This is a genomic window from Haloechinothrix sp. LS1_15 (assembly GCF_033042135.1).
In the GTDB taxonomy this organism is placed as follows: domain Bacteria; phylum Actinomycetota; class Actinomycetes; order Mycobacteriales; family Pseudonocardiaceae; genus Haloechinothrix.
This window is the reverse complement of the sequence record NZ_WBXM01000006.1, coordinates 12,993-26,174: the sequence shown is the minus strand read 5'-3', so window position 1 is coordinate 26,174 and position 13,182 is coordinate 12,993. Positions and strand designations below refer to the sequence as shown.

Sequence of the window (13,182 nt, the reverse complement as noted above, 5' to 3'; positions counted from 1 at the left end):
GACGTGCGCGCGTCGTGGCTCTTCAGCTGTCGGTGGACAGCCGTGACCAGATGAGCAGGTCCTCCGTGGTGCCGTCGACGACGGCGGCCTCACGGAGGGTGCCGTCCAGCGTGAAGCCGCACTTCTCCGCGACGCGCCGTGCCGCGTGGTTGCTCGCGACGTGCCGGAGCTCGGTGCGGTGCATGCCGAGAGCGCCGCTGGCGAACCGCAGGACCGCACCGATGCTGGGCACGAGCACGCCGCCACCCCGGTGCGCCGGGTGGGTCCAGAACGCCAGCCCGGCGGCCCTGTTGGCCGGATCGAGCCGGTTGAGCTCGACCTCGGCGAGGAGGGCGCCCGTGGTCTGCTCGGCGACAACCCAGGTGTAGCGGGTGTCGGACTCCCACGCCGCCTCGCGATCGCGGACATACGCGGTGGCGGCGTCGCTGTCCGGGACACGGGCGCTGCGGTAGCGCTGTGTCGCGGCGTCGGCGAACGCCTCGATCAGTGCGGGCCGGTCGTCCATCCGGTCGTCGGCGCGTAGCTGGCGCAGGTAGTAGGTACCTGCGTTGATCTCCACGGGCTCCACGGGAACCGACGCTACCCGCCTGTCGCCAGGCGGGAGCGGGCGGGCAGGTCAGCGAACGCCTGGCCAGCCGCGTCCCGTTGCGGCGCTGACCAGCAATGCGACGGCGATCGGGATGAGGAAGACGAGGAAGATGCCCCGCGCCACGGTGAAGTACAGCACGATCGCCACCACAGCCGACAGCGGCACCGCGGCCGAGACCAGCCAGCTCGCGACCGGGCCCGGCGAGTCGGCGACCTCCGCCTGCCGTGCCGGGGCAGGCTGCTGTGCGGGGCGATCGAGCACGCTGGGGCGGGGCCGCGGTAGGTCCACGAACAACTCCGCCAGCTCGCCGAGCGTCTTGGCCGTGGTCACCTGGGCGGAACGCTCCCCGAATTCCTCGAGGCCCAAACGCCCGGTGCGGACGTGCTCGTTGAGCGCATCCAGCGCTTCCTGCCGGTCAGCGTCGCTGATCCGGAATTCCGGCCGATCGGCGTTCACACCGTGATCGTACGGGTGGTGGCGGTCTCGTTCAGTCCTTGATCTCGCACAGCACCGTGCCCTGATTGACCCCGGCGCCGATCTCCAGGGACAGGCCGGTCACGGTGCCCGACTTGGGCGCGTTCACCGGGTTCTCCATCTTCATCGCCTCGAGCACGACGAGCAGCTCGCCTACCTCGACCTGCTGGCCCTCCTCGACCGGGAGCTTGACGATGGTGCCCTGCATGGGGGCCGTGACGGCATCGCCGGACACGGTCGTGGCCTTCTCGCGGTTCCGCTTGCGCGGCTTGGACTTGGCGGGAGCGGCCCCGTTGGAACCGCTCGCGGCGAGATCGCCGGGCAGCGAGACCTCGAGCCTGCGGCCGCCGACCTCGACGATGACGGTGCGGCGGGACTGGTCCTCGTCGTCCTCTGCTGGGGCGCCACCGGAATACGGCTCGATCGTGTTGTCGAACTCCGTCTCGATCCAGCGGGTGTGCACCGCGAAGCCATCCTCACCGATGAAGGCGGGATCACGGACGACCACGCGGTGGAACGGGATCACGGTGGGCATGCCTTCGGCGACGATCTCGTCGAGGGCGCGCCTGCTGCGCTCCAGCGCGTTCGTCCGGTCGGAGCCGGTGACGATCAGCTTGGCCAGCAGCGAGTCGAACTGCCCGCCGATCACCGTGCCGGACTCGACGCCCGCATCGACCCGGACTCCCGGCCCGTCCGGCGGCACGAAGCGGGTAACCGTGCCTGGCGCGGGCAGGAAGTTCCGGCCCGCGTCCTCACCGTTGATGCGGAACTCGATCGAGTGGCCGCGCGGCGTGGGATCCTCGGTGAACCGCAGCCGCTCACCGGCAGCGATCCGGAACTGCTCGCGCACCAGGTCGATCCCGGTGGTCTCCTCGGTCACCGGGTGCTCGACCTGCAGGCGCGTGTTGACCTCCAGGAACGAGATGGTGCCGTCCTCGCCGACCAGGTACTCGACGGTACCCGCACCCCAGTAACCGGCCTCCTTGCACAGCGCCTTGGCCGATTCGTGGATGCTGGCGCGCTGCTCGTCGGTCAAAAACGGCGCCGGGGCCTCCTCGACCAGCTTCTGGTGACGCCGCTGCAACGAGCAGTCCCTGGTACCCGCCACGATCACGTTGCCGTACTTGTCCGCCAGCACCTGCGCCTCGACGTGGCGCGGCTTATCGAGGTAGCGCTCCACGAAGCACTCACCCCTGCCGAACGCGGCGACCGCCTCCCTGGTGGCCGAGTCGAACATCTCGGGGATCTCCTCGATGGTGCGCGCCACCTTGAGGCCACGGCCGCCACCTCCGAACGCGGCCTTGATCGCGACCGGCAGGCCGTGCTGCTCGGCGAAGGCGACCACCTCGTCCGCGGAGGCCGCGGGGTCCTTGGTGCCGGGAACCAGCGGAGCGTTGGCCCGGTCGGCGATGTGCCGGGCGGTGACCTTGTCACCGAGGTCCCTGATGGCCTGCGGTGACGGTCCGATCCAGGTCAGGCCGGCGTCGAGCACGGCCTGGGCGAAGTCGGCGTTCTCCGAGAGGAAGCCGTACCCGGGATGGACGGCATCGGCACCTGAACGCTTGGCGGCGTCGAGGATCTTGTCGAACACGAGGTAGCTGTCGCCCGGCGAGGAGCCGCCCAGCGCGAACGCCTCGTCGGCCATGCGCACGAACGGCGCATCCCGGTCCGGGGCCGCGTAGACCGCCACGCTCCCGAGCCCGGCATCCTTGGCCGCCCGGATGACCCGGACAGCGATCTCACCACGGTTGGCGACGAGCACCTTCGTCACCGGCTGCCGGTCGGGCACTCCACCCGCCTCGGGGCCTGTCTCGGGCACGCTGTACCTCCTTGTCCAAGCCGCTCACACCGTACGTGCGCGCGTGTACGGGGTCTTAGGGGGAGTTTACGGTTCGAACCGGGCCAGGTGGACGAGAGTCACCTCACGTCGGGGGTGACGTAATGCACTTGGTGTGTGCCGGAGCGATGCTGAACTCGCACGAGACGTGCTGCGCTGGCGGATGTTGATCACGCATGCACGTCCGATGGCTTACACGTCGTTCCTGTGTGCGCCTCACGTGCTGCTGTCCTGGCGGCGACGGTACTCGACAAACTCTCGGTAGGACATGCCAGGGACACCACCGCGCCATTCCCAGTTGCTTCCCGAGTGAACCAGATTCGCCGAACGCACCCGCTGGAGCGCCGAATCCGTGGCCAACTCCTCCCGAAGCGCGGGGTTTCGCGCGTAGAAGAGAAGCACTGCGAGCACCAGCGCGGGGTTGGTATCGAGCTTGACTCCCCGGATGTGGATTGCTGGCATGATGATACGTTCCTCATTCTCAAACAGAGGGTATTGCTTGAGTCGCCAGAACCTGGTCGCGCGCTTACGCTCGAACCCTCCGAACTCGTCTGCCCCTACCGTGATCGTTGCAGACCCGCCCGGGCTTGGGTGGATGTACGATATCCCGGACCATTCGCCGGAATGCTCGATCCAGGGGAGGAACGTGCGAAACGACGAGTCATGATGAACAACTCCTTGCGGGGATATTATTACATATCCTTCGGGTAGCGCACCTCTCAACTTTAGTGCAACATATATTCCGAAAACGGCGGCGAATATGCCGAAAATGATCGGCGCAACGGCAGGAATGTCTGCCCATATCGCGGTAACACTCACGGCGCACAGAAGTGCCATGTAGTACAAGCACAAGGCGATTTTTCCGTAGTACGATCGGCGCACGTACGGGAACCTGATACCATCTGTTCCCGAATCTGTTCCCGCGAGGGTCAACTTCCCCGTACGCCGATGTCGGACACGGAATGTCAAGTCGAAGGCGATACCTACCATCGCAAGCAGAGGAGCTCCGGCCAAGGCGATGAAAACGGCTTCGACCGTGTCGCCACGTTGCCACAAATGCATGGCCAACCACGCCGTCATTGCCGCTATACCCAGGTAGCAAAGTATCCGGAACAACTCGGCCCCCGCGTCCGCTCGGCTTCGTGAGTGTCGCCACGCATCGGGCCAACCGAGGATGTCAGAATACGGCATTCCAGGCATCTTTCACCCGTGCCGGTCCGACCGTGGGGCAACGTAATCCGCACTACGTGCTCGGTCGAGCGCTCGTTGACTGCCCAGCTCGGCTCGGGCTTTGGGATCATTGGCGTAGTAGCCGAGCATGGCCAGCACGAGTGCGGGGTCAGCTTCGAGGAACTTGCCTTGGATCACCATGGTCGGTTTGAGGCTGTAGCCGTCCTCCAAGGTCAGTTCCGGGAGTCGGTCCTGGCGCCAGAGCTTGGTCAGCTGTTCGCGCTCCCACGGTGCGTCGTCGTTGGCGAAGATGACAATGTCCGGGCCATCGGTTTGAATGGCGGATATGGATTCCACCGCCGACCACGGCAGGTACGACCAAAACGTCCAGCCGCGTTGAAATACTCCGTGCTGGGTGACAAGCACGTAGCCGCGTCCGTACCGTCCGGTGACGAGGAGCAAGGGAAAAGACAGGAAAATCGCCGCAACACATCCTGTGAGTGCCAGTGTTCCATAGGTTATTGCTTCGTGGCTGTAAATCAGTTCCATGAGATCACGCAATCGCCGGCTATCTGCGGCCAGAAGCTCGTCGCGGCGGAACATAATGTCGACGAAGGCCATGACGGCGGCGACAAAAAAGCTGAACATGAGTAGCGCGAGTGCGCTGTAGAGTCGCAGTGAGTACGGGATTCTCAGTCCGCCACCGTCGGCGGCCGTAACGTTCGTAATCCTCCTTGCCCCGGAACGCCGAAGGCGGAAATTTTGCTCATAGTCCGTCCAGAGTACGAAAAGTCCGATTATGCAGATAGTGAAAGTGTAGCGGGCTTCGAGAACAGCGCCCCTTCCCAGGAGTCCGAGGCTTGCCACGAGCGGAATAAGTAGCACGAGAAGTACGAGCAACGCCGAGGCATAGTAGTGCTTGCGGGCCGGGGATTCACGCCACACGGCTGGCCAAGCAACGTCGTCAGAAGATCGCGTTCCAGGCATCTTTTACCCCTCCCTTCAGGGCACTGCCGACGTCGCCGATGGCTTCCCCAACCTCCTGTGCACCGTCGACGACAGCATCTCGGATGGGACCAGCGTTCTCCCAGACGTAATCGACCGCTCCGGATGTAACGGCGCCGACGGCAGCTCCGGCGACGGTCCCGGCAACAAGACCCACTGGGCCACCGACTTTCGTTCCGATGAGCGCGCCCGTACCGACGGAGGCGGCGAAGCCAGCGCCACCGGAAGTGGCAGCTTGCGCGGGGTTCTTTCCTTGCGAGATGTCATAAGCGACCCCACCAGCTGCCAATACGCCACTGCCCCGCATGGCGTAGCTTGACCAGCGATTCATGACGCTACTGGCGCTAGCTCGTGCGTTGGCCGCGGCTCGGGTGCTTGCGTCACGGCGATCGATCTGCTGGTAGAAGCCTCGCCGATCGGTGACGTGATCGCCGTAGGCTTGTACGTGTCGCGCAGCGTCCACGGCATCTTGTTGATAGAAACGCGCGGCCCGCAGCAGCCCGACACGTTGGGCGGCTGCGGCAGCTGCCGCTGTACCGCCGACCGCGATGTCCCCTACCGTGAACCAGGCCTTGGCGCCTACGTCGTTGGAGGTGTCGTTGATGTCCTCCACGGCCTGTTGCCACGTGCGCCGGACGTCCTCGGCGTCGGCCTGTGCCTTCTCGTAGGCCTCGACTTGCGCGGCGTGGTCGCCTCGCGCGGCGACCGCTCGCTGGTGGGCCTGGTGTGCCTCGGCCGTCGCCTCGCGGCCCTGTGGGGGTGATCCCGGGTCGGGTGGCGCCGGTCCCGGTGGGTGGATGGTGTAACCATCGACGGAGAGTCCGGCTGCTGCGGCCTGCTCGCGGATGGCTGCCATGTCGTCCTGAGCCCGCTTGAGCGCTTCGGCGGTGTCGTCGAAGGCCCTGGCCATAGTGCGGGCGGCGTCGGCGAAGTCGTCGGCCTTGTTCGCGCCGGTGGTCATCTGGTCGCGGAAGTTGTCGGAGGCTGGGCCGTCCCAGCCGGAGTCGGCGTGGTTGCGGGCCCGCAGCGCTCCAGAGGCGCTGTCTTCGATGCCGACGGCGAGGCGGTCGCGCACCCAGTCGGCGGTGGACCAGATGCTTTCCGGGTCACCGTCGATCTTGGTGTCGATGCTCATGCGTTCACTCCACCTCGAGGTCCATGCCGTCCAGTTCCCCCGCTGTCTCGGCCTCGTAGTCGGCGTAGTCCACACCGGCTTCGGCGATCGCTTCGCTCATTACGGACAGCCCCAGGGCGAGCTGGCCCGCGTTGTCGACCAGCTGGGAGACGATGCCCGCGATCGCGGGACCGGCTTCCCCGGCATCCGGCGGGTCGGGCACCGAGCCTCCCAGCTCATCCAGATCCGTTCCGGCCCCGCCGAGCGTCGTAGCAATGGCCTCCAGTACCCCGTCGTCGACCCGGTGCCCGCTCATGACGTCGCACTCCCGTGCCGGTGCTCCTCGGGGATGATCACATCCAGCAACACGAGGTCGAACGGTTGCACCTGTTGGATCTGATCGAGATAGGCGGTCGGCAGCACCATCCACGGTTGCTGCTCACCGCAGCAGTATTTGAGGCGATCCATCGCGGAGTAGGCCATCAGCGCCATCCGCCCGTCCCTGGTGCGCCGCAGTTCGACGACCGCTTCCTCCGGGGTGTCGGTGTGTTCCGCGAGCGGCAGGTACACCACGGGTGGAAACTCCGGGGGTATGGGTGTGCTGCCCTGTTGCGATTCCGGCGTCCCGGTCACGGTGACCCCCTGAAACAACGTCGGCGTTCTGCACAGCCCGCGCGTAGTGCAGCACAGGCCGCTCCGAACCGGCAACCGTACCGGTTGGCTGCCCCTGGGACGCGTGTGACCTACTCCGGGTTCCCCGGCTCCCAGAAGTCGGCCACGCTCACGCCGACCTCGGCCAACAGCGACCGGGTCAGGGGCAGGCTGATGCCGATGACGCTGGAGGGATCGCCGTCGACGCCGTCGACGAACCAGCCACCCAGCCCGTCGAGGGTGAAGCCACCGGCCACCGCGAGCGGCTCACCGGTAGCGACGTAGGCGTCGATCTCGGCGTCGGTCACCGCCGCGAAACGCACGGTAGTGGCCTGCGAGGCCACCGCCTCCTTGGTGCGTACCCCGCCGTCGAGCCGCACCACGGCGTGACCGGTCAGCAGCGTACCGGTCCGCCCAGCCATACGTGACCAGCGCTGACGGGCGATCTCCGGGTCTCCCGGTTTGCCGACCACCTCACCGTCGAAGTCGAGCATCGAATCGCAGCCGACGACCACCGCGTTGGGTGCCTCGTCGGCGATCTCGGTGGCCACGGCCTCGGCTTTGGCGCTGGCCAGCGCCGTGACCAGCTGCTCAGGCGATGGCGACGCCAGCCGCGCGGCCACGGCGTCCTCGTCCACCCCGGAGACGCGCACCAGGGGATCGATACCCGCACCGCGCAGCACCTTGAACCGCGCTGGGGATGCGGAAGCCAGAACGAAACACACGGTACGAGTCTACGGTCCGGCGTAGGCGAGCTGAACGTGGCGTTCGTGCCGTCTACGGCGCTGAACGTCACGTTCAGCCCCCACCCCTCCGCTACTGCGGCAGCGCGGAGGCGCGCCAGGCGCCGGGGCCGGGGTGCAGCGGGCTGCGCAGCCTTGCCCGTGGATCGGACCACAGCGACCGGGTTCGGCGGGCACTATCCGGCGCACGCTCGCCCTCCCCTGCGGCCAGGCAGCTGACCGCCGCCGTCAATGCGGCCAGCTCGACGTCATCGGGGGTGCCGCGCACGACCCGCAGCAGTGGTTGCTGCTCCTCGGTACGCTCCTCACTCATCTCCAACCTCCATCACGCCTGCGCGGCCGGTAGGCTCCCTAGAGCGGGATGTTGCCGTGCTTCTTCGGCGGCAGCGTCTCGCGCTTCTCGCCCAGGATCTGTAGCGAGCGCGCCACGTAACCGCGCGTGTGGGACGGCGGGATCACCGAGTCGACGTAGCCGCGTTCCGCCGCGACGTACGGGTTGCACAGCGTGTCCTCGTACTCCTGGATCAGCTCGGCACGCAGCGCCTCGACGTCGCGCCCTTCTTCCTCGGCCTGCGCCAGCGTCTTGCGGTACACGATGTTGGCCGCACCCTGGGCGCCCATCACCGCGATCTGCGCCGTCGGCCACGCCAGGTTCATGTCGCCACCGAGGTGCTTCGAGCCCATCACGTCGTACGCCCCGCCGTAGGCCTTGCGGGTGATGACCGTGATCTTCGGGACGGTGGCCTCGCAGTAGGCGTAGATGAGCTTGGCGCCGCGCCGGATGATGCCGTCCCACTCCTGGTCGGTGCCCGGCAGGAATCCGGGCACGTCCACGAAGGTCAGTACGGGGACGTTGAACGCATCGCAGGTACGCACGAAGCGAGCGGCCTTCTCGGACGCGTTGATGTCCAGGCACCCGGCCAGTTGGGTCGGCTGGTTCGCCACGATGCCAACGCTCTGGCCGTTCACCCTGCCGAAACCGACCACGATGTTCGGCGCGAACAGTTCGTGCACCTCGAGGAACTCGCCGTCGTCGACGACGCGGCGGATCACCTCGTGGATGTCGTACGGCTGGTTCGGCGAGTCGGGGATCAGCGTGTCGAGTTCGAGGTCCTCGTCGGTGACCTCGTCGGCGACAGCCTGCCCGCCCGGCTCCTGCCCATCGAACACCGGCGGTTCGGAGAGGTTGTTCGACGGCAGGTACGACAGCAGCTCCTTGACGTAGGAGATCGCGTCGTCCTCGTCGGGGGCGAGGTAGTGGGCGTTGCCGGATTTGGTGTTGTGGGTCCGGCCGCCACCCAAGTCCTCGAAGGTGACCTCCTCACCGGTGACGGTCTTGATCACGTCGGGACCGGTGATGAACATCTGCGAGGTCTGGTCGACCATCACGACGAAGTCGGTCAGCGCGGGCGAGTACACGTGCCCGCCAGCGTTCGCGCCCATGATCAGCGAGATCTGCGGCACCACCCCGGATGCCTTGGTGTTGCGCATGAAGATCTCGCCGTAGAGGCCGAGGGAGACCACGCCTTCCTGGATACGAGCGCCACCGCCCTCGTTGATCCCGATGATCGGCCTGCCCGTCTTGATCGCCAGGTCCATGACCTTCACGATCTTCTCGCCGTACACCTCGCCGAGCGAACCGCCGAAGACGGTGACGTCCTGGCTGAACACGCACACCGGGCGTCCGTCGATCGTGCCGTATCCGGTGACCACCCCGTCGCCGTAGGGGCGGGTCTTCTCCTGGCCGAAATTGGTGGACCGGTGGCGGGCGAGCTCGTCGAGCTCCACGAACGAGCCAGGGTCCAGTAGCATGTCGATGCGCTCGCGGGCCGTCTTCTTGCCCTTGGCGTGCTGCCGCTCCACCGCGCGATCCGAACCGGCGTGCACCGCCTCGTGATACCGCCGATACAGGTCGGCGAGCTTACCTGCCGTGGTGTGGATGTCGGGCGTCTCACCGTCCTCCGGCGCCGGCCCGATCGGCTCCGTTGCGCTGCTCATAGCCAGCGAGCCTAACCGTGAACCGCTCCCCGTGCGGGTGAGAGGTCAGCAATATCACGGAACTCGTTCTAGGCTGGGGCCATGACAGCACCCGACACGGCGCTGGATGCCCAGCGGTTGCGCTCGGAACTGGCCCGACCGAACGGCCCCTACGCTGCTGTCGAGGTGGTCGAACGTACCGGTTCGACCAACGCGGACCTGCGGGACGCCGCGGCGAGCGGCGGCTCCGACCTCACAGTACGGATCGCGGGCGAGCAGACGGCGGGGGTCGGGCGCCACTCCCGGCAGTGGTCCTCGCCCGCCGGCACCGGGGTGTATCTCAGCGTGCTGCTGCGCCCCACCGGCGTTCCGGTGCGCAATACCGGGTCGGTGGCGTTGGTGGCGGGCCTTGCCGTGTTGGACGCGGCCCGCGAGCTCGGTGTTGATGCGTACCTGAAGTGGCCGAACGACGTGCTCGCCGGTCGGCTAGGGGAGCAGGGCTACGGCAAGTGCGCGGGCATCCTCTCTGAGATGGTGCCCGAACCCGACGCCGTCCACCCCGCCATCGTGCTCGGCATCGGGGTGAACGTGCACCCCGTGCCCGGCGTCGAACCCGGCCCCGGTTCGCTGCCTGCGACCTCGTTGGCCGAGCACGGCGCGACGACCGACCGCACCGAGGTGGCGCTGAAGCTGCTGCGTTCGCTAGCGGAGCGGGAACGGCGGTGGCGCGTGTCCTCAGGGGACCTGGACGACGCCGGGATGCACTCCGAGTACCGCATGCGGTGCCGGACGTTGGGGGAGCCGGTCGAGGTGGCGCTGCCGGGAGGGGAAGTACTCTCCGGCCGCGCTGGCGACGTCGATCCCATCGGGCAGTTGCTCGTGGACTCCAGCGACGGCACGCGGCACACCATCGTGGCGGGCGACGTCGTGCACGTTCGCAGCGCCTGAGGCGACGGTCGGGCGTCAGCCTCGGCCCGTGTCGGGAACACGTGGCCCGGCGGTAGGTTCTGGTGAACGATCACCGGGTGACACGATCGGATAGGAGCGTGAGGAGCGTGGGGTACCCGAAGGGCGTCCTCGGCACCGGCGAGCAGGTTCTGGTGCACAAGCACCCGCACCTCAAGATGCTCGTCATGCCGGTGCTCGTCGGCGTCGTCGTCATCGGTGGAGGGATCTGGCTGGTGTTTCCGGCCAGGGACCTGGAGGAGCCCTGGGACACGGTGGCGCTGGCGTCGATCGCCGGGCTCGGACTGCTGCTGCTCTGTTGGCTGGTCATCGCCCCGTTCGTGCGGTGGCGCACCACGCACTTCCTGGTGACCGAGCAGCGGGTGATCTCGCGCGAGGGAGTCATCAAACGGACCGGCCTCGATATCCCGATGAGCCGGATTAACAGCGTGCGGTTCGAGCGCACGCTGTTCGACAGGCTGCTCGGCACCGGTTCACTGATCATCGAGTCGGCCTCGGAGCAGGCGCTGGAGTTCGACGACGTCCCCTCGGTCGTTGAGGTGTACTCTGCGATCAACTGGCAGGCAGGTGAGCGCGGCCAGCAGCAGGAACCCGACGAGGCGGACATCGTGCCGGAGGGGGACACGCCCTCCCGGCGCAAGCGGAGCAAGTGGAGCTAGCCGACCGTGACTACGCGTGACAAGGGGTTGCCCGCCCGCCACGCAGCGGAAGGGCTGGTCGACAACGTGACGATCTGGGAGGTCGGCGCGCGTGACGGCCTGCAGAACGAACAGTCCGTCGTGCCGACTGAGGTGAAGATCGAGTTCCTGGACCGGCTGGCTGATGCGGGGCTGCGGACGCTCGAAGCGACCAGTTTCGTACATCCGAAGTGGGTACCGCAGCTGGCCGATGCGGAACAGGTGCTCGCCGGGCTGCGGCGGCGGCCAGGCGTGCGTTACCCGGTGCTCGTCCCGAACGAGCGCGGGCTGGATCGGGGGTTGACCGCCGATGTCGCGCACATCGCGGTGTTCGCGTCGGCAACCGTAGAGTTCGCGCGCCGCAACCTCAACTCGGGGTTCGACGAGCAGTTCGGTATGTTCGCCCCTGTCGTTGAGCGCGCCCGCGCCGAAGGGCTGGACGTGCGGGGCTACCTGTCGATGTGCTTCGGTGACCCATGGGAGGGGCGGGTCGATCCCGGGCAGGTCGCTACCGCGGCTGCCCGGCTGTACGAGATGGGATGCACCGAGATTTCCCTCGGCGACACGATCGGGGTGGCTACCCCGGGCCATGTGCAGCGGGTGCTGGACGCGGTGTGCTCCGCGGGTGTCGACGTCGGTGCGCTGGCCGTGCACTTCCACGACACCTACGGCCAGGCGCTCGCCAACACGTTCGCCGCGTTGCGGCGGGGTGTGGCCACGGTTGACGCTTCCGCGGGCGGCCTCGGCGGCTGCCCGTACGCCGAATCGGCCACCGGCAACCTCGCCACGGAGGACCTGGTGTGGATGCTCGACGGGCTGGGTGTGTCACACGGGGTCGATCTGGACGCGCTGGTCGGGGCGAGCCGGTGGATGGCGCAGCAGCTCGGCAGGCCCTCGCCGTCCCGGGTGGTACGTGCGCTCGGCGGTTGATGGCGGGCACCCCGGAACGGGCCGCACTCCTGACGGTGTGGGAACCGAGTCTCATGGGATAGCGTCTCACCAATCGGACCTGCGCGACGCCGTATCGGGCGAGAAGAGGGGAACGGGGTGTGCCGTGGTCGATCACCGCGCCAGGGTTGACGAGCTCCTCACCGAGTACCACAGGAGTAGGGAGCAGCTCGCGGCCACGCACCGGGAGCTCGCGACCATCCGCGAGGCAACGAGTGTCGCTGGCGGGCTGGTGACGGCCACGGTCGGCCCGCTGGGCACGCTCGAGGAGCTGCGTATCGCGCCGGAGGCGTACGCGAGGCTCACGGCTACCGAGCTCTCCTCGCAGATCGTGCGGGCCACCACCGAGGCGGCGGCGCGTGCGCGGTCGCGGGCGGCGGACGTGCTGGCCGGGGTGCTGCCTACCGGAACCGATCCGCATGCGCTGCTGCTGGGAACAACCGAGCTGTCGGGCCACGACGGCGCGGGCGCGATCGCGCCTGGCCGCTCCGGGCGGCAGGTTCCGCGCCAGGACGCCGGGTGGGTGCGTGAGACCGGCGCCGGGGCCTCCCGGTACGACCCCCGAGGTGGGCACGGTGGCTCCGGAACCGGCAGCTCCGGTACGTCGCAGGCCGTGTCCCGGGACCGGGACGCCGACGATGTCGAGGAGGAGGACTTCGCGCTGCGGAGCTGGGTGCCCGGAGGGAGGGCGGACTCCCGATGACGAGCGGGTTCTTCGCCGATGCCGACCGCATCGCCGCCCGGGCGGGCGAGTTCACCGAGCACGCCGAACGCGCGAGAGCCATCGCGGCGGCGCTAGATGAGGTGTTGTGCAGGACCGGTAACGCCTGGGGTTCGGATGCGACCGGCGCCGCGTTCGCGGCGCGGCACGCGCCCGACGCCGATCGAGTTCGCGATCGCGTCGCGGCGTTACCCGCGCACCTGCGGGATGCGGGTGACCGACTGGCCGAGGTGGCCGCGCGTTATCGCGAAGCAGAGGGGGAAGCTGCGGACCGGATCGTCGGCATCGCACGCGACCCCGAGCGCTGAGG

At 67.8% G+C, this 13,182-nt stretch carries 16 protein-coding genes; 5 read left to right on the top strand and 11 right to left on the bottom strand.

Features of this window, described 5'->3' with window-relative positions; translation table 11 throughout:
* Nucleotides 1-22 precede the first annotated feature (22 nt).
* From F8178_RS10840 to F8178_RS10790, 11 genes are all read right to left on the bottom strand, one after another.
* The gene (locus F8178_RS10840; RefSeq protein ID WP_317494619.1) at nucleotides 23-568 is read right to left on the bottom strand and encodes a GNAT family N-acetyltransferase; all 546 of its coding nucleotides are present in this window, start codon (nucleotides 566-568) and stop codon (nucleotides 23-25) included.
* Nucleotides 569-616: 48 nt separating this feature from the next.
* A complete protein-coding gene (locus F8178_RS10835; RefSeq protein WP_317494618.1) occupies nucleotides 617-1,045 on the bottom strand; it encodes a DUF1707 domain-containing protein in 429 nt (142 codons plus the stop codon).
* 31 nt (nucleotides 1,046-1,076) lie between these two features.
* The gene (locus F8178_RS10830) at nucleotides 1,077-2,882 is read right to left on the bottom strand and encodes an acetyl/propionyl/methylcrotonyl-CoA carboxylase subunit alpha (RefSeq protein WP_317494617.1); all 1,806 of its coding nucleotides are present in this window, start codon (nucleotides 2,880-2,882) and stop codon (nucleotides 1,077-1,079) included.
* A 234-nt stretch (nucleotides 2,883-3,116) separates the two neighbouring features.
* The gene (locus F8178_RS10825; protein WP_317494616.1) at nucleotides 3,117-3,980 is read right to left on the bottom strand and encodes a hypothetical protein; all 864 of its coding nucleotides are present in this window, start codon (nucleotides 3,978-3,980) and stop codon (nucleotides 3,117-3,119) included.
* A 123-nt stretch (nucleotides 3,981-4,103) separates the two neighbouring features.
* Nucleotides 4,104-4,718, bottom strand: a complete 615-nt coding sequence (locus F8178_RS10820; RefSeq protein WP_317494615.1) for a hypothetical protein — start codon at nucleotides 4,716-4,718, stop codon at nucleotides 4,104-4,106.
* A gap of 316 nt (nucleotides 4,719-5,034) precedes the next feature.
* Nucleotides 5,035-6,210 carry a hypothetical protein gene (locus F8178_RS10815; RefSeq protein WP_317494614.1) on the bottom strand — a complete coding sequence of 392 codons (1,176 nt, stop codon included), beginning with the start codon at nucleotides 6,208-6,210 and terminating at the stop codon, nucleotides 5,035-5,037.
* Between the two features lie 4 nt (nucleotides 6,211-6,214).
* Nucleotides 6,215-6,505: a hypothetical protein gene (locus F8178_RS10810; protein ID WP_317494613.1), complete on the bottom strand. Its 291-nt coding sequence runs from the start codon at nucleotides 6,503-6,505 to the stop codon at nucleotides 6,215-6,217.
* On the bottom strand, nucleotides 6,502-6,822 hold the full coding sequence (locus F8178_RS10805) for an SAV_915 family protein (RefSeq protein WP_317494612.1): 321 nt from the start codon (nucleotides 6,820-6,822) through the stop codon (nucleotides 6,502-6,504). The genes F8178_RS10810 and F8178_RS10805 overlap by 4 nt, the downstream gene beginning before the upstream one ends.
* A 110-nt stretch (nucleotides 6,823-6,932) precedes the next feature.
* Nucleotides 6,933-7,565 (bottom strand): Maf family protein, encoded by a 633-nt coding sequence (locus tag F8178_RS10800; RefSeq protein WP_317494611.1) that lies wholly within the window; start codon nucleotides 7,563-7,565, stop codon nucleotides 6,933-6,935.
* 91 nt (nucleotides 7,566-7,656) lie between these two features.
* On the bottom strand, nucleotides 7,657-7,896 hold the full coding sequence (locus tag F8178_RS10795) for an acyl-CoA carboxylase subunit epsilon (RefSeq protein ID WP_317494610.1): 240 nt from the start codon (nucleotides 7,894-7,896) through the stop codon (nucleotides 7,657-7,659).
* A gap of 38 nt (nucleotides 7,897-7,934) precedes the next feature.
* On the bottom strand, nucleotides 7,935-9,581 hold the full coding sequence (locus tag F8178_RS10790) for an acyl-CoA carboxylase subunit beta (protein ID WP_317494609.1): 1,647 nt from the start codon (nucleotides 9,579-9,581) through the stop codon (nucleotides 7,935-7,937).
* 81 nt (nucleotides 9,582-9,662) lie between these two features.
* Between F8178_RS10790 and F8178_RS10785 the strand changes: the two genes are divergently transcribed.
* The 5 genes from F8178_RS10785 (at nucleotide 9,663) to F8178_RS10765 (ending at nucleotide 13,180) form a co-directional block, all read left to right on the top strand.
* On the top strand, nucleotides 9,663-10,508 hold the full coding sequence (locus F8178_RS10785) for a biotin--[acetyl-CoA-carboxylase] ligase (protein WP_317494608.1): 846 nt from the start codon (nucleotides 9,663-9,665) through the stop codon (nucleotides 10,506-10,508).
* Between the two features lie 107 nt (nucleotides 10,509-10,615).
* A complete protein-coding gene (locus F8178_RS10780) occupies nucleotides 10,616-11,185 on the top strand; it encodes a PH domain-containing protein (protein ID WP_317494607.1) in 570 nt (189 codons plus the stop codon).
* 6 nt (nucleotides 11,186-11,191) lie between these two features.
* Complete coding sequence (locus tag F8178_RS10775; RefSeq protein WP_317494606.1) at nucleotides 11,192-12,133, top strand: hydroxymethylglutaryl-CoA lyase; 942 nt, start codon at nucleotides 11,192-11,194, stop codon at nucleotides 12,131-12,133.
* A 124-nt stretch (nucleotides 12,134-12,257) separates the two neighbouring features.
* Nucleotides 12,258-12,854, top strand: a complete 597-nt coding sequence (locus F8178_RS10770; protein WP_317494605.1) for a YbaB/EbfC family nucleoid-associated protein — start codon at nucleotides 12,258-12,260, stop codon at nucleotides 12,852-12,854.
* Complete coding sequence (locus F8178_RS10765; protein WP_317494604.1) at nucleotides 12,851-13,180, top strand: hypothetical protein; 330 nt, start codon at nucleotides 12,851-12,853, stop codon at nucleotides 13,178-13,180. The genes F8178_RS10770 and F8178_RS10765 overlap by 4 nt, the downstream gene beginning before the upstream one ends.
* Nucleotides 13,181-13,182 lie beyond the last annotated feature (2 nt).